Origin of the sequence: Cupriavidus sp. D39, from assembly GCF_026627925.1 — a bacterium.
Taxonomy (GTDB): domain Bacteria; phylum Pseudomonadota; class Gammaproteobacteria; order Burkholderiales; family Burkholderiaceae; genus Cupriavidus; species Cupriavidus ulmosensis.
Genome location: NZ_JAPNLE010000006.1, coordinates 501,711 through 525,179, shown reverse-complemented (window position 1 = coordinate 525,179; position 23,469 = coordinate 501,711). Strand labels below are relative to the sequence as shown.

The window sequence follows — 23,469 nt, the reverse complement described above, 5'->3', positions numbered from 1 at the left end:
AGTCGAAAGCATCATGTTTATTGACATTGCCTGATACCGAGTGATTTAAACATCGCACACATCAGATTTAAGTAGAGGATTGTCTCTATAAAAGTCATTGACGTCAATCGAAGTTGAAGGAAATTTCCGCCGTGCCTATGTCGCAGTTCGGTGCACGTGAGGAACGGTGCGGCGGCTATCGCACGCTTAAGCCCAAGTCCACAGTCGTGTCGTATCCACCCATGCTTCTCCTGTCCATTGCAGGAATCGGTATAAGTGGCTTGTCATTGCGTTCACAGAAATTATTGGGTAAGTCATTTCAAAAATCACGTCACCCCTACTTAACGGGGGAATCATTTTGCTTGCATGTCATGCTCCGATTTCCCCAAGGGGCGCTTCCGTAAAAGAGACAACCAGCCGCCGGTTCGATGCGGGAGCGAGGCCAGTACGCTAGCGTAGATGGGGAAAGTCGACAGGCTGCAGCCAGCGCGCCACATATTTGCCCATCGCGTCCAGCAGCGTGTCCGAGGTAAGTCCGGAGGGACCGGCCAGCGCCGGGCAGATGATCCATGTCGTGTCGTCGTGCGTCATGACCTGCAGCGTCTTGGCAAGATCGGCCGGTTGCAGGATGTAATGTTCGGTTTGCACCGCCTCCAGGGCGAAGGCCCGCACGAAGTCCGCAGTGTGCCGCTCCCCCAGGCACACCACTACCTTGGGCTTGCGCTGCCGGCGCATCTCGTCAATGAAGCGGAAGCGGCTGCCACTACGGCAAAGATCGAGGTAACGCTGCTTCGGTCTCAGTTCCGGTTGCTCGCGAAATGCCTTAGACCAAGGCGTGTGTCCAATGAGGTAGGCAGGTAGTGGAAAGAGGCTGACTTTGAATTCCGCACCTTGTGGCCCATAGAGATGCTTGTCGAAGTAGCGTTTCCAATCGTCTCCGTGTTGTTGGCCCTCGATAGTCTGCGCACGTGCCGCCGTCATAATCCTTGCGATCCGCTGATGCGACTGCCAGCGCGCCATGCTGTCGCGATGCTGGTTCCGGAAATTGTCGTCCCAGGCAGCGGGTTGCGTACGCGGATATAGGGGCGCCGCCAAAACATCACCCCCCGGATGTGGGGTACTATCGCAAAACCAGATTGGCGCTGCAGGATTTCCCCTTCCATACCAACGTAGGAAGCGAAGTACGCGTCGAGTTGCTCGCGCGAAAATACGACCTTCTGCTCTATTGCCATGTCTCTACCATCCTGTGGGGCCTAAAGTCGCCCCTAGAATCGCGGCAAAACATATTGGTATGGATGGCCAGTATGTTCAGGGGGCAACGGCGAATCTCCAAGAGAACGAGGGCACGACGCCCTGCGAACCGCACCTCCGATTTTTCTGATACGAAGTTGGGGTAAAAATTCTGTCTAGAAACGGCATTGAACAGCGCTTCGGTGTTCCCACCAACCCACTCTTCGCGAAACGCCGCCAGAGCCGGCTGGATCGGTAATCAGATCGTTCGGTAGTCGCCGCTGGAATACGATCCAGCTCGACCTTCTCACTAACCACGACCACATTGAGGTTCGGGTGCCGGACCATTCCGTAAAACTTGTCGCCTCCTGTGCGTGACGTTAGCCTCAACCTTGACTCTCGAAGCATGGCGACTCGTTCTTCTGACCGCTGCCAATTACCAGGAAAGCTGGCCCGGCTTCGCGCCGCGAAGATTGCGTCCTGTGCGGCGTTGCATAAATTGGGGTTGGCGGCGAGATAAGCCGATCGGCGGGCCCGTGGCTGTGATTTTTCTCGCTTCGGTTGTTTAGCTAGTGGGGCAATGGCAGTTCGCCCCAAGCCAACAGGATCCGCTGGATGCTGCGCGCGTAGGCGTCTCGCTTTCAAGGCGACTCGGAATGGTATGCGCCGATTGCCCACCAAGTGTTGCCATGCTTGACCATCTTCTGCTTCAGCAGCCAGGCGGCGACATAGATATTCACACAAAGGTCGGTAAGCGCCCCATGTGGCACGCCGTGGCGGGCCAGTTCGCCGAAATGAATGGAATTGATTTGCAGCTGCCCGACATCGATCGAACCGTTCGCGTTGCGGTTCACGGCCTTCGGGTCTCCCTTCGATTCGAACCACGCAATAGCGCGCAAGACGGATGGATTGACACCTTGATAGACGCCCGCTTGTTCGAAGCAATCATCGGCCCAGGCGGTGCTATAGGACAATGACAGGGACACGATCAGCGCTACCGGGGTAAGCGCATAGGAGTGTCGCGGCCGCCCGCGCGAGCGGGTCGCCGTAGTGGGTTCTTTAGTGCGCACGATTGGGGACTTCGCTTGCCGAGTGCAACCGCGGACGGTCGTTCGCGGGCTCAGGTGGGAATGACTTCTGCAGTGCTTGGTCGAGTTGACGTTCGAGCCTATCCAGGTACGCGCGCGTAGCGTCGGACACTACCAGGCGCGGGGCTGGCCCCGCATTCTTGTGCTCTTGCGCGAGCGGTGCCCTCTTCCTGGATTTGGTTTCCGGCCGCGGCCCGGCCAACTCGTCGTTGGCGCTCGCGGGTGGGAGCAACGACAGGGACGGCAATGGTGGATAGACCCTGTCCGCAGCGGCCGCGGTGGGCACGGCCCAGGCAGGCTGGGCATCGTGGCTCGCTCCGATCGAGAGGGCAGGCATGGCCAGCGACAGGCTGACGACAAATGGGATGAGGCGTTGCATACTGCGACTCCTCATTGCGCCGCCTTGATCGTGACGCTGTACGGCTGGCTTGCGCCGGCTGTCAGGTTCTCGAGGTGGACCGCCATCGCCCGCTGTGCCGGGACGCCCTTCCAGATGGCCTGATTGAGATACGGCAAATCCTGCGTGAGCGCGGTGACGATGATCGTTGGCTGCTTTTGACGCGCCGCCAGCGCGCCCGCCTTGGCCAGCACGGTCGCAAGTTGCGGATCGCGCGCACCAAGCGCGTCCGGCGGAATCACGAAGCTTGTCATCGCGCTCCCCGGCGCGCCTCGGTCCGGAGCCACTGGCGGTTCGGACAAAGGTGCACAGGCCGTCAACACGAGCAGCGCAGCGACGCCGACCAGTGGCATTGCCAAGCGACCCCGCGGGTCACCGCGCAACCCTGCCGTTTCTCCGCCCACTCGGGACCCTGTGCCATTCGAAAGCCCTGACCCCGCCGAGGCCATACCGCTGCACTGCTTGACTGCGATACAGCACATACAATTTCTTACAAGCTTGTTGATTCCGGCAGCAAATTTACACGCTTGCCGGGCGCCGAAGAAGCAGTAAATAACGAAAAATGCGAACCGGCGGCGAACCCACCGCGCAGAACTAGAACGGCTGTGCCGTCTCGGGCACGTGATAGCAACAAAGAGCGCGCCCGGCCAAAGGCAGGGTAAGCTACTTTCGCGAGACTCAAGTGCACAGCATGACGCTGGCCGGCCCACCGGGATACCATATGCGTCGTGTGCGGCGCAGTCCTTGTCGTCGCGTCACCTCGCATCTGAGCGCCCCATTCGGCCGACGCAATGAGTCTCCGTCATTGTATGAAAGACGCAACAGATGGGTCGCGATGTGGTGGCTACGGCAGAACGCGGGGCGAATTGGAGCGTCGCGGGCGAAGCAAGGTGTTGATGTCGCGCTGCTCGCACCTTGGCCTTCGCGGCGGGGGCACTGCGCAACCAACCGTTCAGTGCCAATTTACACGGCTCGTGCCCATGAGCCTGTATCGCTTGACTCCACTGGCGCGCAGTGCACTATTATCATCGGATCACCTGCCTGCAGAGATCGCCCTCCCCTTGCCTGTCGCCCCTGCTCGGCGACAGGCAAGGCGAGGCAAGTATTCTTGCGGCCCGAATGCCGAGGCCGCGCTGCGGTGACAAGGACAGGCGGCAGCCGTGTTCCGCGGGCGATCCAAACCTTGAGCACCTTGAGCAAAGAGCAGGAACCGACGATGACCACAAACAGCCTCTTTTTATGTGGTGATGTCATGACGGGCCGCGGAGTCGACCAACTCTTCGCGACCCCGAGCGCACCCACCCTGCGTGAGGGAGCTATCGGCTCTGCCTTGGATTACGTCAAGCTGGCTGAGCGGAAGACGGGGCCGATATCAAGAGCCGTGAACCACGCCTACATCTGGGGGAGGCGCTGGATGAGCTCAGCTTCCGGCACCCAGATGTGCGCATCATCAATCTGGAAACTGCGATCACCACCTCGGAAGACGCATGGGCAGACAAGCGCGTGCATTACCGCATGCACCCAGCCAATACGCCTTGTTTTGTAACTGCGGGGGTCGACTGCGCCGTGTTGGCCAATAACCATGTGCTCGATTGGGGCTATGCGGGGTTGACTGACACGCTCGCCGCTCTGCGCGCTGCAGGTATCGGGACTGCCGGCGCGGGGCGAGACGCAAGTGAGGCCGCCCGGCCAGCGATACTTCCCCTGCCGAACCAGGGACGGATCTTAGTGTTTGCCTTCACCATGGAGAATGCGGGGACGCCACGCAATTGGATGGCCACGAAAACTCACGCCGGCGTGAATTTGCTGCCTGATTTTTCGGAGGCAAGTGTCAGCCGCATCACCGAACAAATCGCTGCACATAAACAACGGGGTGACCTAGTGGTGGCTTCACTGCATTGGGGACGCCACTGGGGTTATGACCTGGAACCGGGACAGCAGGCATTCGCACACCGGTTAATCGACGATGCGGGTGTCGACCTCATCCATGGTCACTCTTCGAATCACGCCAAGAGCATTGAACTACATGCAGGCAAGCTCATTTTGTACGGATGCGGTGATTTCGTGAACGATTACGAGGGGATCAGCGGCCATAATGAATATGGTGCCCATCTCGCGCTGATGTACTTTCTGACGATCAACAGCGACGACGGCACTCTCACCGACCTGACGCTGGTTCCGCTACGCCGCCGGCACTTCCGGTTAAGCCGCGCGCATGAGATCGATTTCTGTTGGCTCACTGAGGTTTTCAATCGCGAGGGCCGAAGATTCGGGACCAGTGTCACGCGTTCGAATCGGGACGAGTTTCGAATCCTTGCTCGCTGAGATTGGATGCGCCAGAGCCTCGAAAGGCGTCTCCGCCGGGCAGCCGACACACTCGAGCCAACCGATCCGATCGGCGCGGCCACACTACGCCGGGCCTCGACGCACTGGCTGCGGCACGCGGCGGCTTCACATCAGGCCGACGCCGGCACCGATATCCGCTTTATCCAGAAGAACCTCCGCCACGCCTCGATCGAGACGACCGGCATCTACCTGCACGCGGAGGATGATCGCCGGCATGCCCAGACCACTCAGGCGGGGTCGGAACCTGAATCCGTTGCCGTACCGGCCGGAAACCTCCCCGCGTAGAATGCTCTCTGCGTTGTCAACCTGAATCCCTCGGCCGATGTCTGTCTCCTACAATCCCAGGCAAATCGCGGAATGGCTGGATCCCTACACGGTGTCCAAGGCACGCTCCTATGCTAGCGCCGTCTCGAAGTTGCGCTGGATCGACGAGGACACCTTGGCGGGCCTGGTGCAAGGCACCCGCACGCGCCCGTACGACGTGCGTGCGTACTTCCAAGACATCGACGAAGACATGTGGGTGGGAGGGAATGCACGTGTCCGGTCGGCGTTGACTGCAAGCACGTGGCAGCGCTGCTGATCGCCGGCCTCGCGCATCAGCCCAAGCCAACGGCCGCCGGCGTGCGCGCGGAACTGGTTAACTGGCTGGAGGGTTTTCGTGCCAGACGCACGGCGGCCAATCCCGCGGCCAAGAAGAAGTCCGCCAAAGCGACGCATGCACTGGCTTACGTGATTGGGCAATCCTATCGCGGCGCCGAGGTTTTTCTGTACAAGGCCCGCGTGGGCGCGGACGGTACGATTCGCTCGCTTGACGATCCGTGGCAGAACGTGGAGAAAGCGCTGATCGAGCCGCCGAGATTTGTCTGCGACTAGGATCTGCCGATCCTGCGCGGGTTGTGGCTGGGCCGCTCGCCTGGTGCCTATACCGGCAGCTTCAGACTGCAGGGCCCAACTGGTGCCGCCACCCTCGAGAAGCTGATCGCCACCGGCCGCATGTTCGCATCTTCCGCCGTGAGTACTATGCGAACGCCACTTGAAGGCGGTCCAACCCGTGCACGCCGTTGGCTCGAGGTTCTTGACTGTATCGCAAAAGAGATACAAAATGAGAGTCAACGGAGGATCTGATCATGGCTCATTCCACGATGCTGCACGTTCGGGTGGACGACGAAATCAAAACGCAGGCCAGCGAGGCCCTGGCGGCCATGGGGCTTTCGGTGTCCGATGCTGTGCGCATTCTCCTGAAGCGTGTGGTCAACGACCAGGCCTTTCCGCTGGAACTCAAAGTGCCCAACGCGCAGACCCGTACGGCCATGGAAGAGTCCCGCGCGATGATGAAGGCACGGACTGCCCGTTTCGAATCCGCAGACGCCTTGCTCGATGACCTCGAAAAAGCCCGCCAGCAGTAAGCGGGCCGTACCACCCAGGGGTGCGACTACACTAAGACTTTCCTCAAGGACTGGGAACGCCTCTCCCGCTCCGGCCGTTACGACCTGAATCGTCTCAAAGAGGCGATGCTGCTGCTCATCGCCAACGACGCGCCGCTGGGCCCTGAGTGGCTGGACCATCCGCTCAAAGGCGATTGGGCTGACCATCGGGAATGCCATATCGGCGGGGATTTCCTGCTGATCTACCAATTGGAGGGCAACACCGCCGTCTTCGTACGCGCGGGCACGCACTCCGATTTGTTCGAGGAATGAGCCATGGGCGTTGAATCACTACCCGACTTCACCGAGCCGGCTCGCCTACGTTGGAAGTCCATACCTGCCAACATCCGCCAACGTTTGCTGGCCAATGTCTGGTGCGCCCACTGCCGCCACGAAGTCACGATCACCCACTTCAGCGGCACCATTAAGGGTGGCGACTTGTTGCTGGTTGGCAAGTGCGCCGAATGCCACGGTGATGTGGCACGGGTGATCGAGGCGGCATAATCCTCGAAAACCTCAGTCACGCCACCTGCGCGACCACTTCCCGCTGCCCCACCCAGTCAGTCGGCTGCGGGTTCCGCTGGAACCCACTACAGACTAGCGCGGCTGCCGTCCGGCAAACGCCGTGCGGGGGCTGAGCCGCTATACCGTGGCAGCCGGTGACAAGGACGCAGTGCTGAATGTGATCGTCAAGGCCAAAGTACGCTGCCGGTTGGCAACGTCCGTGCCGATCTACAGTTGCTATGAGGCCGGCCGCGATGGCTTTTGGCTGCCCCGCTGGCTCACGGAGCAAGGTATCCATAACCTGGTGGTGGACTCATCCAGTATGGCTATTTTTGCATATCCCGAAAACTGAAAATCTCCCGACAGTCCTTACCAGGCAAGGCTTTGCGGGGTGCGGTTGACCTTGGGAGCGGGCCGAACGAGCCCTTCCCGGCCATCAACCTGTGTGGTTCGGGGGAACTCAGTCGGAGGACGCAGCCGGCGACAGAGAGAAGTTCAAAAGCTGTAACCTTGATCGCACCAGTAGTGCCAGTCTGAGACAGCAAGTTGCGTACTCTGGCCGGCGCGAACCGGGACGACTTGGGCAAGGGGCACGACGATCTCGCGCTGGTTGTGCTGCACTTGAACAAAGATGGAGACGCGGCACAGCTGGTCATGAGCGAGCCCAGTGACGGAGACTCGTTCGCCGGAGCGCAGCGGGGAAGCGGCCATAGGATGCCGTACCCGCGCTTCGAATGGGAAGCTCAAGCTGTCCTCGAGATGGCAGTACCACGCCATCGCACATTCGTCTTCGGTGTACGCGTCGACAACGATCTCCATCGAGATGCGCCGTTCACGTTTGTTGTCGATTCCGGGCTTTGCCATGCGGGGGATGGTGGTCAGACGTCGAAAATGCGTTGCAGCAAGGCCATTTTATGTTCCCGTCCTGGTACGAGACCGCGACTTCGTCGCAGGCATGACGGGTAGTGCAGCCGGGATCGGCTCAAAGAGCGCCTCGATGTCTTCCGCGGAGAACTTGACGGCGCCGGCGGCATCTTCCGACAGGATCGCCTCGGCAAGCGCCGCCTTCCGCTCCTGCATTGCGACGACCTTCTCCTCGACACTGCCGGCGGTGATCAGCTTGTAGACGAACACGGGCTTGTCCTGGCCGAGACGGTGAGCGCGGTCGGTGGCCTGATTTTCAACGGCAGGGTTCCACCAGGGATCGTAATGAATGACGGTGTCGGCCGCCGTCAGGTTCAGACCAACACCGCCGGCCTTCAGGCTGATCAGGAAAAGCGGCACCTCGCCCTGTTTGAATCGCTTGACCGGCGTGACGCGATCGGTGGTATCCCCGGTCAGCACGACATACGGAATCCCGGCTTTTTCCACGGCCGCCGCAATGAGGTCGAGCATGCTGGTGAACTGCGAGAACAGCAGGATGCGCATGAACGGGCGGATACGCCGCGCGAGCAGGTCACGTCGTACCGTATCATCGCCTTTTTCGATGGGCGTGCGCCAGCGTCGGGTGAAGTCCTGGCGGGTGCCGAGGAACCCGGGCAACAGGAAATCGAACTGGGCCCACAGTTCGCCAAGATGGTTTTCGAGCGGGGTCCCTGTCAGGCAAAGGCGGTGTCGCGCACGCAGTTCGCGTGCGCCTCGTCTAGAATCAGCAGGTGATACTCGTGCTTGGCAACGATTGCCTGGTCGCGCCACAGCAATGCGTAGGTGGTCAGGATGAGATCGTGCTTGCCAATTTGGTCAAAGCGCTCGTGACGTAGGGGCCCATGCAGATCCAGGACGCGTAGCTTTGGCGTGAAGCGCTGCGCTTCCTCGCACCAGTTGTGCATGAGGGTCGTCGGCACGACGATCAGCGCAGGCCGGTCCAGCCTGCCACGTTCCTTTTCGGTGAGGATGTGTGCCAGTGTCTGGATGGTCTTGCCGAGGCCCATCTCGTCGGCAAGCACACCAGACAGCTCGTGTTCGCGCAGGAACTGCATCCAGGCAAGTCCCTGGCGCTGGTAAGCACGCAGGTCGGCCTTCAGCCCACGCGGCACCGGCACGTCGATCACCCCAGGGCCGGCCATCAGGCGCTGCGCGAGCTGCCGGATCGATGCATTACCGTGAAACTGCCAGCCCCCGGTCTGATCCAGGGCATGGAGCCGGGCCGCATCCCACTCGGAAATGCGCATGCCGGTGCCGAGCGAGTCGAACAGGTCGATCAGCACGCGCACGACCGGTTTGAGCCGATCAGCACGCAGGCGAAGCCGTTCGTTGCGGTCGGTCTTCAGGTCAATCGCTTCGTCGTCAGCGATGGTATCCAGCTTGCCCGACAGCCAGCGCGCATCGCGACGAAAGAGGTCTGCCAGCAGCGGCTCCAAGCGCACTGTACGGCCATTGACGGTGATGCCCATCTCGACGTCAAACCAACCATCGCCAGTCGGGCGCAGGTTGCCGTCAATCGCTTCGATCTCGATTACGTTGTGCCGGAACTCGTCGCTCATCACGACGCGCCAGCCGTTTGCCCTGAGCGCGGGCAGCACCAGCTTCATGAGTTCCGGCCAGTCCTCGTCATTCTCGGGGCCAAGCATGCCATCCGGAAACGGCTTTGGCCCGAATACATGATCGGCCCGAATTTTCCGAAACCCGGTCTTTTGCAACTCAGTCAGACGTTGGCGCTCGAGATCGGCGTCTCTTCTGATCTGGACGACCTCGCCGCCCGAGGCCCGAACAAGCGTAGTGTGGCTGTGCGCCGGGAGATTGTGCTCTGCGTAATCAAAGCTGACCGTTGCAAAATCCTGCGATGATGCCCAGGTCGGCAACGTGTCGAGTGCCAGCATGGGCACCGGCACGGTGTTGACAACCTGCACCGGCGCTACGTCATGCGCGGGTGGTACAGGCAGGTCGGGAGCAACTTCGCGCAGCACATTGCCAACGAGTGCAGCTTCGTCCGGCGTGATGGCCGGCATCGACAGGAAATCCGCGACCTGCTCCGCGGGCCACGGCAAAGCGAGGATTCCAGCTTCGCCCGAATTCGCATCCACATACCAGCATGGCTGAGTGGTCGTCAGCAACAGGGTGGCTGGTGGCTCGGCCTGCAAGACTGGCCGCACGCGCGAGTCGGGCTGCGCTTGCCACGTAATCTGTGCGCCGCGTGCAGGCCCGCTGTGCACCAGGCAGCGCGTTCCGGGATGCATAGTGCTCACGGCGGAAGATGCGAACATGCGGCCGGTAGCGATCAGCTTCTCGAGGGTGGCGGCACCAGTTGGGCCCTGCAGTCTGAAGCTGCCGGTATAGGCACCAGGCGAGCGGCCCAGCCACAATCCGCGCAGGATCGGCAGATCCTCCTCGCTGACAAATTTCGACGGCTCGATCAGCGCTTTCTCCACGTTCTGCCACGGATCGTCAAGCGAGCGAATCGTACCGTCCGCGCCCGCGCGGGCCTTGTACAGAAAGACCTCGGCGCCGCGATAGGATTGCCCAAGCACGTAAGCCAGTGCATGCGTGGCTTTGGCCGACTTCTTCTTGGCCGCGGGATTGGCCGCCGTGCGTCTGGCACGAAAACCTTCCAGCCAGGTAACCAGTTCCGCGCGCACGCCGGCTGCCGTTGGCTTGGGTTGGTGCGCGAGGCCGGCGATCAGCAGCGCTGCCACGTGCTTGCAGTCAACGCCGACCGGACACGTGCATTCCCCTTCCACCCACATGTCTTCTTCGATGTCGTGGAAGTACGCACGCACGTCGTACGGGCGCGTGCGGGTGCCTTGCACCAGGCCCGCCAAGGTGTCCTCGTCGATCCAGCGCAACTCCGAGACGGCGCTAGCATAGGAGCGTGCCTTGGACACCGTGTAGGGATCCAGCCATTCCGCGATTTGCCTGGGATTGTAGGAGATAGACATCGACCGAGGGATTCAGGTTGACAACGCGAGGAGCATTCTACGCGGGGAGGCTTCCGGCCGGTACGGCAACGGATTCAGGTTCCGACCCCGCCTGAGTGGTCTGGGCATGCCGGCGATCATCCTCCGCGTGCAGGTAGATGCCGGTCGTCTCGATCGAGGCGTGGCGGAGGTTCTTCTGGATAAAGCGGATATCGGTGCCGGCGTCGGCCTGATGTGAAGCCGCCGAGTGCCGCAGCCAGTGCGTCGAGGCCCGGCGTAGTGTGGCCGCGCCGATCGGATCGGTTGGCTCGAGTGTGTCGGCGGCCCGGCGGAACACTTCTGCTGTACCACGAGTCCGATTTGCGCATCCAGAAACACTACACGGACACCAAGGGCTTCACCGACCACGTCTTCGCCCTGATGCTCGGGTTCCGGTTCTCGCCCCGCATTTGCGATCTCGCGGACACAAAGCTGTATATACTCGGCAGCCCTGACGACTATCCGGCGTTAGCACGACAGTGGACGCCGGCTTGCCGCCATACCTGTCGCCACCCGGCTGGGAGCACATCAACCGGCGATTACGTGTGGCAAAAAATTCACAAAATGCAGGGGGGAATTCCGCCCGTTGCGGCCGCTGCCGGAGATGGGTTAGCGGCGGCTCGTTAAACGTTCGTCGGAGCCGGGTGTCGCGATGAGGCCGAGCGTCACGCCGATTTAGGCGTCCTTCGTCGCTCGTCCTCGTGGGGAGCTCCAACCTTGTCTTCCTTCGGCATGGATTGTGACTCATTGCCAGCGTCGGGCCGGATCAAGCTGAGTAGCTGCGGTAGCCGCTTGGCAACGGCGCGCTCTGCATCGCGCTCGATCGCGCGATACACCTCCAGCACACGCACGCCGGTCGGCGTGAGCTGCGCTCCGCCTCCCGCGACCCCCACGCTGCTTGTGCATCAGCGGCTCAACGGCTATGACCTTGGCACCCGGGCGGATATGCCCCAATGCCACTGCCACGGCTGGCATCCCACGCACTGAATGAAGTGTCTTCAAGAGCGGCGACATCGCAGTTCTATCCCCTCCCCTTGCCCCACCTTGCCCGTCTCGACAATCAACAACCGCCGCGGATGTCAATCGCCGGAAAGCGGTATCGGGCTCGAGGCTCCGCCGGCGATTACAATGCTGTGGGGGGCGCAGGGTGTTCCCCAAAATGCGCCAAGAATGTGAGTGGAGAAGTCAATGGCGACAGCACGAGCTGGCACCAAAGGGGAGGCACTAAGACTCCTGGGCACTGAAGGCGTGACGGTGGTGGAACTGGACTATGAGACTGGCTGGCAGGACGCGATTGAACTGGGTCGGCTCGGCCAGAAAGCCGGGATACGCGTGGAATATCGCGGGCAAGAGAACATCGCAGTCAAATCGCCAACGGCATTGGTCGCCGGCCTAATGTGGCCAAAAGCGACCTTCCGGCAACGAAACCTCTATTGCCAGTTTGAGTTGAGCGAACTGCCGACAGCTGAGTTGGAGAGCCTGGAGGCAAAGGCGTCCAGACTGGGGGACTATATCCTCGCCGGGCGTTTGATGCGGGAAGTGGAGGCGGTATGGGAAGATTGAATACGTTCCCCCTGGTAGCCTGCAACCGGACTTGACGCGTTACTGCAGAAAACGCCGGCGACTTCAAACCGCGACCAACGGAGTGCAATGTTCCAATCGGAGCGGAGTCGCGCCATTCGCTACAAATCCGACTTTCCCGGCCATCTAACGTAAAGCCTGGACCGCCCCGGTTCGCTGCGCGCGCCAAGCCTCGATTTCCGCTGCCGGTAGCCAGCCAGCCTGCACGCGTGCCTGCCAGGCCCTCGGCGGCAGGCACCCCTGGCGGCTTTGGTGGGGCTGTCTTCCCTCGGCTGAAGCGCGGCGCCTGTGCCGGCGGGACGTTGCCGTCCACTTCGATAAATGTCACGCGCGCTTCTTTCAAGTGGGCGCGTTCCGGCGCCTCGGCAAACGAAAGCACTGGGGCAAAGCAGACATCCGTGCCCTCGAGCAACTCTCTTGTCCGCTAGATTCCTTGACTGAATTGATTGCGTAGCGATTGAGTCAAGTTTTTCTACGCGGCGATTTTGACTTGGTCGCACCATGTCTTGACGGCCTGTTCGGCTGTGCGGAAGCTGCGCTGCAAGGACTCCGGTGAGGCCGCAGCCCTTTCCAACTCCCCCGCGTGCCGGCACTCTGTCCGGGACCCGGCCGCAATGCAACCGGAATCAGGCGCTCGACTCAATCTTTACGGTCTTGCCAAGCTCGCGCCACTTGCCGACCTCTGTCTCAAGATAGTGCCTGAAATCAGCGGGTGAACCCTGGACCGGATTGCAGTACAGCTTCCTTACTTGACTGGAGACAGCGGAGTTGACGCCGATCCGGTTGATTGCCTGGTTCAGCTTCGTGATGAGGTTCGGATCCATGCCGGCAGGCCCGATCAGGCCGTAGAAGGTAAAATCAATGCCCTTCAGTTTCTCAATTCCCGACTCTGCGAGGGAGGGGACATTGGGTAATGCCGATAGTCGTTGAGATCCCGTTACTGCGATCGCCTTCAGCCTTCCCGACGCAGCGAAAGGAATCGCAAACTGCGCAAGGGTAAGCCCAACGTGCACACTGCCGGCAACCACCTCCCGCGCAACGTCCTGGTCAGACTTATATGGAATATGAGTAAGCTCGATGCCGGTGACCTTCTTTATATACTCCATTTGCAAGTGATTTGCTGAACCGACGCCGGCAGACCCGTAGTTCAGCTTCCCCGGATTCCCCTTTGCATACACAATCAGATCTCGCATCGACGAAGCCGGGATTGACGGATGAACAAAGAATACGCCGGGGGCTGTTGCTATCATCCCGATCAAACTGAAGTCCTTCAGAGGATCGTAGGGCAGGTCTTTGCGAACCCCCGGCCCCTGACTCAGTGCACTGCCCCCCGCCAATGTCAGGGTCAGTCCATCCGGCTGTGCAGCGAGCATAGGGCGAATGGCCAGCAGTTGCGAGGCACCGGGCTTGTTATCGACGATTACCGGCACGCCAAGCAGCTCCGTAAGATGCGCTGCGTAAAGCCTGGCGACGTTGTCCGCACCGCTGCCAGCGCTGAATCCTACGAGCAGGCGGATAGGACGCGAACCGGTCGGCTGGGCAAAGAGCGATTGGGGCAGAAGGATGCCCGCACCCATGGCAAGCAGCGCGCGTCGGGAAATCTGGAATTGCATTTTGTCTCCTGCTTCAATTATCTTGTGGCGGGCAATGCGCCTTACATTTCCATGGTCGTACTTTCCAGAATGCGGACGCTGCCCTGCCCTGTCTCACCCTGTGCCCGGATACCCGCCAGGACCATATCCGCGCACTATTCACCGATCATCATGCGCGGCACGCTCGTGTGCCCCGAGATGAAGGTCGGCTGGCCAACACGCCACCGGACAAAACCGGAACCGACAACGATGAAGTCGTAAGTGTTTGCCTGCATAGTGCTGCTGTTCCGGAATCATGGATCGACGACTGTGGATTTCCCTGCCGGATTGGGCAGCAGCCCTAGTCGCCGTTGACGCAGACACTCTTCTCGTACAGGAACCCTTCAACGTGCTGAGCTCCGCCCTTGATGCCATAGCCGCTCTGCTTGTAGCCACTGAAGCCGACAGCCGGATCGGCCAGTCCATAGCAATTGACCCACAACTTCCCCGCCTTGATCCCATGGATCATCCTGGACATCGTACCGACATTGGTGGTCCATACAGCGCCTCCGAGACCGTACTCGGTATCGTTGGCCAGTCGTAGCGCCTCCTCTGTCGTGTCGAAGGGAATCACCGATGCCACCGGTCCGAAGATCTCTTCGCGAGCGATCCTCATGTCATGGCGTACGTTATCGAAAACGGTTGGCGCGACAAAGTAGCCGTCGGCCAGCTCGCCCGCGAGCTGGTTGCCACCGATAGCCAGCCGCGCGCCCTCCTCCACGCCGATTGACATGTACGCCATCACCCGGTCGAGCTGGCGACGGGAAACAAGTGGGCCAAGCTGGACAGCGGGATCAAACGGATCGCCGGTCCTGATAGCTTTCGTGAAGTTGACGAGGCGTGAAACAAACTCTTCGTGGATGTTTCGCTGGACAAAGATCCTTGTTCCCGCGGAGCAGATCTGTCCGGAATTATTGAAAACGCCCATCGCCGCTCCCGGAACCGCCTTGTCGAGGTTTGCGTCGCCGAACACGATATCCGGCGACTTGCCACCCAGCTCCAACTGGATCCGCTTCATGTTCCCGGCCGAGGCTTTGATGATTTCCCGACCCGTGACGGTGGAGCCGGTGAACGCGATGCGGTCGACCCCCATGTGCGCGGCAAGCGCGGCACCCGCCTCGTAGCCATTGCCCGTCACGACATTGATCACTCCTTCCGGAACACCTGCTTCGACCAGCAGTTCAGCCGTACGCAAGGTGGACAGCGAAGCGTCTTCGGCGGGCTTGATCACCGCGGTGCAGCCGGTTGCCAGCGCGCCGCCCATGATCCACCACATGCTGATCAAGGGGGCGTTCCACGGCGTAATGCCGCCAATCACGCCAACAGGTGCCTTGATCGTCAGGGTTGTGTAGTTGCCAGGCAGAGAGTTCGGGATTGTCGAGCCGGACCAGTTCATCGCCTGGCTCGCGAAGTACAGGATGGTCTTGAGCAGGCCATCCTTCATTGCCTTCGTGCGCGACAGCGGCGCGCCCATGTCCAGCGTGTCGAGCAGGGCGAGTTCCTCGAAATTCCTTTCGATCACATCGCAAACGCGAAGCATCAGCGCGTAACGCTCATGCGGTGTGAAGCGGCTCCATGGGCCCTCGAATGCACGACGTGCCGCGGCCACTGCGGCATCGATATCCGCCTGGCTGCCGCGTGCAACCCTCGCCAGCACCTTGCCGGTTGCGGGATTGAATGTCTGGATGCTCTCGCCTGCCGTCGATGATTGCCACTTGCCGTCAATGAAGTGCAATTTGTCCGGGTTGGACAGGAAAGCGGGCCGAATTGCGGATGGAGTTTCGATCAAGAGTGTCTCCTTCAATCAGGACCGCGTGGGAACAACCTGAAATTTCTACGTGCGGTCCAAGATAGACCAAGCCCTCAAAGTGGCGCGTGGCCGCTGGGGGTGCTATCAGATGCGGTTCAGAATCCGGCCACCATCGACCAGCACCGATACGCCCGTGATGAAATTTGCCTCATCGGAGGCGAGGAACAGGGCCGCGACCACTTGCTGCTTCAACTGCAGATTCAATTCCCGTGCAATCAGGCGTGTTGTGAAATCCACCAGCCCGCCTGGACCGGTGTTCACCACAAGACGTATGGGATGGCTTGGATACGCGTCCGAGGCGAAGGTGGCGGCGGCGCATGCCATCGCGAAGGGGAGAATCGCGAGCACATTACAGACAGACTGCTTCATCTTTTGTCTCCAACTACTTGTAATTGGTTATCAACTGCTCTCAGCGAATCTTGTGCGCTCAGTGGCCGGGTTCGTCGAGCAACTGCTTGAAAGCCCGGCGTCTGGCGCTTTCCGAACCGTCGGCTCTCCACTTATGGCCTTGTCTCGTCGTCGGTAAGTTGACAGCACACCGACTTCACTCCGTCTTTCCCAAGGACTCGGGTAATCGGTAAGCGTGGATGGCAGTGCCGGAAAAGAGCAGTGCCTTCTCGGAGTCGGAATAGTCCTTGACAACGCGTTTGAATGAATTCCACAGGACGACAGCCGACACGCCGGACTTATCCGGAGGAAGTTGCTCTCGAACATGCAGCGCTCGGGACCAAAGGCTTCAATGCACGTCTCGATGGTGGGCCTCCAGGCGTCCGCCAGTTCGTTCGAGGTCGGTGGAAGCTCCTGATCAATGAACGTCAGACCGGTCAAGCGGCCGATCAGCCCACCGATCTTCATAAACACATTGGGACGTTCGGCGAGCGTCTGGATCGATGTCTTCCATTCGGCGAACACCTCGTCCTTCCTGCCGGCATAAGGCCCCTGGCCGACGCGAGCGCCGCAGTGATTGATGATGATCCTGGTTTCCGGGAAGGCATCCACGAGGTCCACAAGCTGCGGCAGCTGCGGATGGTAGCAATATGAATCGAACGACAGCCGCAAAGGGGCCAGTTTTGCAAAGCCCTCGCGAAAGCGTCTGTCCAGCATGAGATCCTGAATGGGAGGCACGGCGATTTGGCTGACCTCTGGACTGGAATCCAGTGCAGCCATATTGCGAACACCGCGAAACCGATCGGGTGCCCGCGCGATGCAGGCCTGAAGGAGTTCTTCCGCAGCGGCCCCGTGATGGCGCAGGTCAACTTTTCCGACGATGCCAGCACAGGCGCGCAGCGCACCGTAATAGCCGCTCGCGAAGGCCGCAGCGACGCCATTGGCGTATTCCACTTCTCCAAGGCTGGCACGATGCGTGTCGCCATCGGCGCGGTACATAGCCCCGGCCTCCACATAAACCGTGCCACGGATGTTATGGCCACAGCGCAGATCCTCAAGCAGTTGACGCACCCAGTAGGGCACCGACCGCTCCCACAGGTGATGATGTGGATCGACGACTGGCAGATCAGGTTCGAGCGCCTCCTCGGTCCGGAGAGCCAGCCACTCGTCATCGAAGAAGAAGTTCGGGTGTGTACCACGGACGGGCCGTCCATCCTTACCGAGAGGTGTGTGACCAGTGTCTTGGCTCATCTTCGTCTTGCCGTACGTTGGTGTTGCTACGAAATTCAGGTGCGCCTTGGGGTTGCCCGCTCCGCCGGCGTAAGTTCGATGCGCGAGTTGCTCAAGTGCGCAATCTGGTCTCCATCGCCAGAGGAAAACACCCAACGGACAAGCACGGATTCCTTGCCGGGATAATGGATGTACCCATACGCCGTCACACGGGGGGTTCTTCAATGAAGTCCGACACGAACTGCAGTTCGAGGACCGGCACCTGGTTGATGAACACCTCAATGTTGGGGCGCCCGGCATGGTGGCGTCCGCGAAAGTCGTCGATCACGCCATCCTCCGTAAATAGGGAAGCCGCGAGTGCGCCGTTGTGCGTGCTCAGCGCCTCGAAATAGCGCTTGATAGTGGTTTGACTCAACATCTTGCTTTTCCTATTGCTGTCTCTGTTGAAACCCGCGCAACTATAGGCCGAGGTCGATAGTGGCGTGTCAATGCTTTGGATCCTGGTTCCGTTATTCGGAATCGTGCTTCACGCTGCTGACTTATCAAGATCAGTCCCCCGTGGCACCGATGATTACGGTCCTCCCAAGTTCACGCCACTTTCCAACCTCTTTGTTCATATAGTCTCGGAATGAGGCAGTGGATCCAACCACAGGCTCGCAATATAGCGTCTCGCGTAGCCGTTTTGCCACATCCGGCGAAGCAGAGGCCTTATTTACGGCGGCGTTGATTCGCTCAACAATCGCAGGAGACATCCCTTTGGGGCCAATCAACCCATAAAAGGTGTAGTTTTGCATGCTGCTGAGCGCTGCAATGTGCGCCTCGGCCAAGCTTGGCACATTCGGCAACGCATGAAGACGACTCGATCCCGTTACCGCGATTCCCTTTAGCTTCCCGGCGGCAATCAGCGGGATGACGAACTGCGGAACGCTCAGGCCCACCTGGACCTCCCCCGCACCGACTTCTAGCGTGACCTCCTGGTCCGATTTGTAAGGAATGTGCGTCATGGAGACGCCAGTGGCATTCTCCAGATACTTCATCTGCAGATGATTGGCCGCCCCCACCCCGGCAGTTCCGTAATTCAAGGCTCCCGGGTGTGCCTTGGCGTAGCTGATCAACTCATCCATGGATCGCACCGGCAATCTCGGATTTACGACAAACACGCCCGGTGCCGTGGCGACCATGGAAATAAGACTGAAGTCCTTAAGCGGATCATACGGGAGATCTCGACGCACCCCTGGTCCCTGCGCCAGGGCGCTTCCGCTTGCCAGCATTAATGTGTACCCATCTGGCTGAGACGCCAGTAGCGTACGAATGGCTACCAACTGGGATGCTCCGGGCTTGTTTTCAACGATGACAGGAGTGTTGAGTTCTTGATTCAGCGCCCGTGCGTAAAGTCTGGCAATCGTGTCTGTCCCACCACCTGCGCCAAATCCAACCAGTATCTTGATTGGTTGAGAGGGAAATTCCCTTGCCTGTGTCACACCCACCATGGTGGACGCTGCAATCAGCGCGACTATGGTGTGGGAAAACGCTTTTAAAATCATGATGTCTCCTTGACGGCAGGGACCCTCTTTTAGTTTTCGCTCCCTGTCTTTTTGCGGGATGCCACAACAGCACCCTTGCAACCTGGCGGGCCCGCCGTCGTGGCGAGCGCAAGTTTCTCCTCAGGGTGCCATGAAGCCGCCTCCGTTCATATCCAGGACCGCACCAGTAATAAATCCGGCACTTTCGGAAGCAAGGTAGCTGACCGCCTTGCCCACTTCCATCGGTTCACCCAACCGGCCAACCGGCAACTCCTTCAGCGAAAGATCTCTCACGTCGGCAGCCGAACGATCGGTCAGGGGGTTTTGAATCGTCCAGGAGCAATGGCATTGGAGGTGATCCCGTGGGGCGCGTACTCGCCGGCAATCGACCGTGTCAGCCCCACAAGCCCCGCTTTTGATGCGACATAGAAAGCGCTGCCTTGTACGGTGTAGGTTCGTGCCACTCGCGAAGCAATGTTGATCACGCGACCCCACCCACGTTCTTTCATACCGGGCAGGAAAGCCTGGCTCAGTAACAAGGGCGCTGTCATATGCAGCGCGATGGAAAGGTCCCATTCCTTCCTTGAGATCTCCTCAAAAGCGAATCGCTGCCCATTGGCCCGCTTGATATGTGTGCCTGCGTTGTTGACAAGCACGTCACAACGCCCATGCCTGTCTAGGATGCCGGCGGCTAACCCCGATATTGCATCCAGATCGGTCAGGTCGCCCAAAACCGCAGAAGCCGAAAGCCCCCGGCTCACCAACTCGAGCGCACGCGCACTTGCTTCTGCGTTGCGGTCGACAATAACAACATTGAGCCCGTCCTGAGCCAGACTCTGGCAGATAGCCCAACCCAGGCCTGACGCCCCGCCAGTAACGACAGCTACTCGTTTGGTCATAAAAAGCTACCCTAATATGCGATACCCCGGCAGACGGTTACGCATTGCGAATATTGAATGAAGTCAGGGATTAAAGTCAGTTCCAGTGACGAAACTGGATATGCCCTTTTAGTTCCTCGTGAAAATCGAAAACTTCAATTGTTGTAACGGATCATGATGCTCTTGACCTCAAGGAATTCATCGAGTCCTTCCGGCCCCATTTCACGTCCGATACCGCTTTGTTTGAAGCCGCCGACCGGCATGTATTTAAGGATGGAATCGTCCCGGAAGCCGTTGACCCACACCATTCCGGCACGAACGCGCCTGGCAAACAACATGGCCGTTTTCAGGTCCTGGGTCCAGCAGCCCGCAACCAGTCCGTAGATGGTTTGATTCGCAATTTCGATGGCTTCCTCAACTTCATCGAAAGTCATGATGCTAAGAACTGGGCCGAAGACTTCTTCTTGCGCAATACGTGCCGTAGGTGGAACATCATCAAATACGGTCGGCTCGAAAAAGAAGCCCTTCTCCAAATCCTCTCTGAGGGGGCGCTTGCCGCCGACCAGAAGTTTGGCCACATCCTTGCTTTCGTTCACAAGGGACTCCACCCGACGCAGTTGCGCCTCGTTCACCAGTGGCCCGCACGTGGTGCCCTCGACCATGGGGTCCCCCAGCTTTGTCGCGGCGATGTGCTTGAGCAGACGCTCGACAAATTCTTCCTTAACCGATCTCTGCACCAGTACACGGCTGCCCGCCTGACACGATTGACCAGCCAGGCGGACAATACCCTTAGCCACAGATGCCGCCGCAGCTTCCAACGAAGGTGCATCGGCAAAGATGACCTGGGGCGATTTTCCGCCAAGTTCAAGCTTGACTCGCTTGAGGTTGCCGGCTGCCGCCCGCATGACAGCCTTGCCGGTGGCGGAAGATCCGGTGAATGTCACCATATCTACCTTCTCACTCCCGGCAATCGCTTGACCGACCACGGCTCCGTTGTCAATCGCACTTGTAACAACGTTAAAGACGCCCTTCGGCAGTCCGGCCTCATGGAGGATATCGGCAAATAACATCAGGGCACCAGGCGACTGGTGTCCTGGCTTGACAACCAGCGTGCAGCCCGCAGCCAAGGCCGGACAGGCTTTGTGCGTAACGGACAGCGGCGTATTCCAGGCGGTCAATGAGCCCACGACGCCGACAGGCTCCTTGGCTACGATACCCATGGCGTCGGGATGCTGGCCATAGACCGCTTCGTCCCGGCGAGTAACAACCAGGTTCGCGTAGTATTCGAGTGTATCGGCGGCCCCCATCACGAACTTCAGTTGCTCGCGCTTTGGCTGCCCGACTTCCTTTGTCATGATTGTGGCCAGCACGTCGCTTCGCTGCCGAAGCAGGCCCGCCGCTCGTTTGAGAACGGCTGCACGCTCTGCGGCGGCTGCGCGCGGCCAAGGGCCAAAGTCGAACGCCTTGCGGGCGGCATCGATGGCATTCTCCGCGTCGGCAATGTCCGAGTCCTGGTAGATGCCGACGATGTTCTGGTCGTACGGACTGAGCCTCTTGTAGGTTTTGCCGCTGATCGCGCTCACCCATTCACCGTCCACAAAGTTGTGCGCGACAGGCACGGTGCCTGAATCAACATCAACGCTTTCGGGGCGGACTTTATCTGCAATTGCATCTGTCATTTTGTTCCCTGACCATCTGGCTCTGGAAGATGAGGTCAGTGCGGCATGTCTTTCTGGCATGCCGCACTGAAGGTTGAAAGTGACTATAGGCCTGAAGCTCGCTCTCGTCAATATTTTCGAAACGCGTTCCACCTAATGAAACTCACGGGAAGGCGCACCGACACAAGAACATCGAGGGCCGCAGCCGGTGTTCTCAACTTACCAACAGCGAGACAGGGCAATGAGGGAGGGTGCCGAAGGCGGACGGAAAGACCTGGGTGGGTCTGAAGGCATGAGATCCACGCATGCGCCGCTCACGTTGGCGCACGAACATTTCATCCAGATGCCAGATGCGGCCCGGTTTGCCTCGGGCTTCCTTGACGCGGCGGGGGAAGTCAGTGCCGCGCTTGTCGCACCAACGGCGAATCGTCTCCCTGGTCACGACTACGCTGCTCTCCCTCATTCAAATCGGTCATGCCGCGCGCGCTCGGCGCGCGTCCCAATCGCGCGAGCGTGAGTAGTCCCATGCCGGCGATCAGCGCAGGAATCGCGAGAATGGCGAACACGGCGCCGAACTTCCAGCCGATGCCGGTCAGCGCTCCGCCCACTAACACACCGAATACGGCGCCGAATCGACCCACGGTGTACATCCACGATACGCCCGTCGCGCGGCATTCCGGGCCGTAGAATTGCGCAGAAATGGCGGTCATCGACGTACCGGCGCTCGTGACCATGGCACCGGTCATAAAGACGAGCAGACATAGGAGAACAGGCATGCCAAGCGTCTGGCCTACCAGTACTGTGACCGCAGCGACACAGGTGTAGACCCAGCCCACCACCCGTGGAGCGTTGCAGCGGTCCATCACATAGCCGACGAGTACGGTACCGATGGCGCCGCCCACTGGAAACATTGACGAAATCAGCGATGCGCTTTTCAAACTGAATCCTGCATCCCTGAACAAGCTGGGCATCCATCCTGCCAGCAGGTAATAGATCAGCAGATGCATGAAATAGCAGACCCACAGCAGCGCGGTGCCAATGCGGTATTTCTTCGACAGGATCAGGCCGCCCTGCGATTTCGCAGCGCAGGCCGGCTCGTTCGCGAGCTTGAAAGATGTCGCGTGGATTGCGGCGGAACGTGCGAGTTTCTGAAGAATGAGCGGAATTCGCGCATCCTTCGGCCGACGCAACACTAGGAATTGCACGGATTCAGGCAGCCACACAATGAGCATGACCGCCAGCACAAGAGGCGCAATGCCTCCCGCGACAAAGACGCTGCGCCAGCCGAATGCAGGAATCAGCGACGATGACGCCGCGCCCGCGATTGCCATGCCAGCCGAGAATCCCATCAATTGGGTATTGACCGTCAGCGATCGCACGCGCGCGGGCGCGAATTCAGACATCAATGCCGCAGAGTTCGGCATGGCCGCCCCCAAACCGACACCTGCCATCAAGCGGAATACAGTCAAGCTTCCGAGCGTTGACGCGACTGCACACAACGCAGTGAAGGCGCCGAACAGGATAGTCGAGCCGATGATCACTTTCCTTCTCCCGTATCTGTCCGCGAGAGGTCCGCCCAGGAAAGCGCCGACGCCAAGCCCAACGAGCGCCGCGCTCATGACCGGCCCTAATGCCTCGTGCGCAAGGTTCCAGTCATCGGAAAGCGAACGCGCGACATAGCCGATTGCGACGGTATCGTATCCATCCATCACCACGACCAGAAAACAGAGCGTGAGAATCGTCCAATGGAAAAGCGAAAACTTCTGTGCGTCAATAAACTGCTTGACGTCAAGCGTTGATCGGTCCGACATTCGGTTGTCTCCAAAAACATTATCTTTGGTCTCGTCGATCACGCGGCGCTGCCACGTATTGCATCGCCGCATTTCAATAGTTCATTCACCAGGTTTTCA

The 23,469-nt window shown here is 59.7% G+C and carries 23 protein-coding genes and 6 pseudogenes; 10 read left to right on the top strand and 19 right to left on the bottom strand.

Translation table 11 applies throughout. The features are described from left to right. Positions 1-429: 429 nt before the first annotated feature. From OMK73_RS06735 to OMK73_RS06715, 5 genes and pseudogenes are all read right to left on the bottom strand, one after another. On the bottom strand, positions 430-999 hold the full coding sequence (locus tag OMK73_RS06735; RefSeq protein WP_267601306.1) for an XpsR family transcriptional regulator: 570 nt from the start codon (positions 997-999) through the stop codon (positions 430-432). Continuing rightward, positions 957-1,211: a hypothetical protein gene (locus OMK73_RS06730; protein WP_267601304.1), complete on the bottom strand. Its 255-nt coding sequence runs from the start codon at positions 1,209-1,211 to the stop codon at positions 957-959. The genes OMK73_RS06735 and OMK73_RS06730 overlap by 43 nt, the downstream gene beginning before the upstream one ends. Before the next feature lie 642 nt (positions 1,212-1,853). Further along, positions 1,854-2,201 (bottom strand): annotated as a pseudogene (locus tag OMK73_RS06725) (lytic transglycosylase domain-containing protein); the annotation flags it as partial. A gap of 67 nt (positions 2,202-2,268) precedes the next feature. Next, entirely contained in the window at positions 2,269-2,676 is a 408-nt protein-coding gene (locus OMK73_RS06720) for a hypothetical protein (protein ID WP_267601302.1), read from the bottom strand. An 11-nt stretch (positions 2,677-2,687) separates the two neighbouring features. Next, a complete protein-coding gene (locus tag OMK73_RS06715) occupies positions 2,688-3,047 on the bottom strand; it encodes a hypothetical protein (RefSeq protein ID WP_267601301.1) in 360 nt (119 codons plus the stop codon). A 1,087-nt stretch (positions 3,048-4,134) separates the two neighbouring features. Between OMK73_RS06715 and OMK73_RS06710 the strand changes: the two genes are divergently transcribed. The 8 genes and pseudogenes from OMK73_RS06710 to OMK73_RS06675 all read left to right on the top strand — a co-directional run bounded on the left by OMK73_RS06710 (position 4,135) and on the right by OMK73_RS06675 (position 7,320). Further along, positions 4,135-5,019, top strand: coding sequence for a CapA family protein (locus tag OMK73_RS06710; protein ID WP_267601300.1), 885 nt, complete (start codon positions 4,135-4,137; stop codon positions 5,017-5,019). Positions 5,020-5,025: 6 nt separating this feature from the next. Next, positions 5,026-5,325, top strand: a complete 300-nt coding sequence (locus OMK73_RS06705) for a tyrosine-type recombinase/integrase (RefSeq protein ID WP_267601299.1) — start codon at positions 5,026-5,028, stop codon at positions 5,323-5,325. A 37-nt stretch (positions 5,326-5,362) separates the two neighbouring features. Further along, the gene (locus OMK73_RS06700) at positions 5,363-5,620 is read left to right on the top strand and encodes a hypothetical protein (protein ID WP_267601298.1); all 258 of its coding nucleotides are present in this window, start codon (positions 5,363-5,365) and stop codon (positions 5,618-5,620) included. Beyond that, a complete protein-coding gene (locus OMK73_RS06695) occupies positions 5,557-5,913 on the top strand; it encodes an SWIM zinc finger family protein (RefSeq protein ID WP_267601295.1) in 357 nt (118 codons plus the stop codon). The genes OMK73_RS06700 and OMK73_RS06695 overlap by 64 nt, the downstream gene beginning before the upstream one ends. A 254-nt stretch (positions 5,914-6,167) precedes the next feature. Then, the gene (locus tag OMK73_RS06690; protein WP_267601294.1) at positions 6,168-6,446 is read left to right on the top strand and encodes a type II toxin-antitoxin system RelB/DinJ family antitoxin; all 279 of its coding nucleotides are present in this window, start codon (positions 6,168-6,170) and stop codon (positions 6,444-6,446) included. Next, a pseudogene (locus OMK73_RS38905) lies at positions 6,418-6,737 on the top strand (type II toxin-antitoxin system YafQ family toxin). Before OMK73_RS06690 ends, OMK73_RS38905 begins: the two are co-directional and overlap by 29 nt. Before the next feature lie 3 nt (positions 6,738-6,740). After that, entirely contained in the window at positions 6,741-6,968 is a 228-nt protein-coding gene (locus tag OMK73_RS06680) for a hypothetical protein (protein ID WP_267601292.1), read from the top strand. A gap of 145 nt (positions 6,969-7,113) precedes the next feature. After that, the gene (locus OMK73_RS06675; protein ID WP_267601290.1) at positions 7,114-7,320 is read left to right on the top strand and encodes a hypothetical protein; all 207 of its coding nucleotides are present in this window, start codon (positions 7,114-7,116) and stop codon (positions 7,318-7,320) included. Between the two features lie 143 nt (positions 7,321-7,463). On the opposite strand, the gene OMK73_RS06670 is transcribed toward OMK73_RS06675, so the two are convergent. From OMK73_RS06670 to OMK73_RS06655, 3 genes and pseudogenes are all read right to left on the bottom strand, one after another. Continuing rightward, a complete protein-coding gene (locus OMK73_RS06670; RefSeq protein ID WP_267601289.1) occupies positions 7,464-7,832 on the bottom strand; it encodes a calcium-binding protein in 369 nt (122 codons plus the stop codon). 48 nt (positions 7,833-7,880) lie between these two features. After that, a pseudogene (locus OMK73_RS06660) lies at positions 7,881-10,843 on the bottom strand (SNF2-related protein). 37 nt (positions 10,844-10,880) lie between these two features. Next, positions 10,881-11,162: pseudogene (locus tag OMK73_RS06655) on the bottom strand (tyrosine-type recombinase/integrase); the annotation flags it as partial. On the opposite strand from OMK73_RS06655, the pseudogene OMK73_RS06650 reads away from it, so the two are divergent. Next, a pseudogene (locus tag OMK73_RS06650) lies at positions 11,162-11,332 on the top strand (Tn3 family transposase); the annotation flags it as partial. The pseudogenes OMK73_RS06655 and OMK73_RS06650 overlap by 1 nt on opposite strands. A 717-nt stretch (positions 11,333-12,049) precedes the next feature. Next, the gene (locus OMK73_RS06645; RefSeq protein ID WP_267601288.1) at positions 12,050-12,424 is read left to right on the top strand and encodes a PHA-granule associated protein 4; all 375 of its coding nucleotides are present in this window, start codon (positions 12,050-12,052) and stop codon (positions 12,422-12,424) included. A 644-nt stretch (positions 12,425-13,068) separates the two neighbouring features. Here the strand turns inward: OMK73_RS06645 and OMK73_RS06635 are convergent. From OMK73_RS06635 to OMK73_RS06585, 11 genes and pseudogenes are all read right to left on the bottom strand, one after another. Beyond that, positions 13,069-14,055, bottom strand: coding sequence for a Bug family tripartite tricarboxylate transporter substrate binding protein (locus OMK73_RS06635; protein WP_267601286.1), 987 nt, complete (start codon positions 14,053-14,055; stop codon positions 13,069-13,071). Between the two features lie 319 nt (positions 14,056-14,374). Further along, complete coding sequence (locus tag OMK73_RS06630) at positions 14,375-15,877, bottom strand: aldehyde dehydrogenase family protein (RefSeq protein WP_267601283.1); 1,503 nt, start codon at positions 15,875-15,877, stop codon at positions 14,375-14,377. Between the two features lie 90 nt (positions 15,878-15,967). Beyond that, a complete protein-coding gene (locus OMK73_RS06625) occupies positions 15,968-16,252 on the bottom strand; it encodes a hypothetical protein (protein WP_267601282.1) in 285 nt (94 codons plus the stop codon). A gap of 30 nt (positions 16,253-16,282) precedes the next feature. After that, positions 16,283-17,521, bottom strand: a complete 1,239-nt coding sequence (locus OMK73_RS06620) for an amidohydrolase family protein (RefSeq protein ID WP_267601280.1) — start codon at positions 17,519-17,521, stop codon at positions 16,283-16,285. 184 nt (positions 17,522-17,705) lie between these two features. Continuing rightward, positions 17,706-17,918, bottom strand: coding sequence for a hypothetical protein (locus OMK73_RS06615; RefSeq protein WP_267601278.1), 213 nt, complete (start codon positions 17,916-17,918; stop codon positions 17,706-17,708). A 130-nt stretch (positions 17,919-18,048) separates the two neighbouring features. Further along, on the bottom strand, positions 18,049-19,044 hold the full coding sequence (locus OMK73_RS06610) for a Bug family tripartite tricarboxylate transporter substrate binding protein (RefSeq protein ID WP_267601277.1): 996 nt from the start codon (positions 19,042-19,044) through the stop codon (positions 18,049-18,051). Between the two features lie 120 nt (positions 19,045-19,164). Further along, complete coding sequence (locus OMK73_RS06605) at positions 19,165-19,317, bottom strand: SDR family oxidoreductase (RefSeq protein WP_267601276.1); 153 nt, start codon at positions 19,315-19,317, stop codon at positions 19,165-19,167. 20 nt (positions 19,318-19,337) lie between these two features. Continuing rightward, entirely contained in the window at positions 19,338-19,922 is a 585-nt protein-coding gene (locus OMK73_RS06600) for an SDR family NAD(P)-dependent oxidoreductase (protein WP_267601274.1), read from the bottom strand. Between the two features lie 134 nt (positions 19,923-20,056). Further along, positions 20,057-21,580: an aldehyde dehydrogenase family protein gene (locus tag OMK73_RS06595; protein ID WP_267601273.1), complete on the bottom strand. Its 1,524-nt coding sequence runs from the start codon at positions 21,578-21,580 to the stop codon at positions 20,057-20,059. Between the two features lie 295 nt (positions 21,581-21,875). Continuing rightward, positions 21,876-22,016 (bottom strand): annotated as a pseudogene (locus OMK73_RS06590) (IS6 family transposase); the annotation flags it as partial. Beyond that, the gene (locus OMK73_RS06585; protein ID WP_267601271.1) at positions 21,955-23,412 is read right to left on the bottom strand and encodes an MFS transporter; all 1,458 of its coding nucleotides are present in this window, start codon (positions 23,410-23,412) and stop codon (positions 21,955-21,957) included. The gene OMK73_RS06585 and the pseudogene OMK73_RS06590, both read right to left, overlap by 62 nt. Positions 23,413-23,469 lie beyond the last annotated feature (57 nt).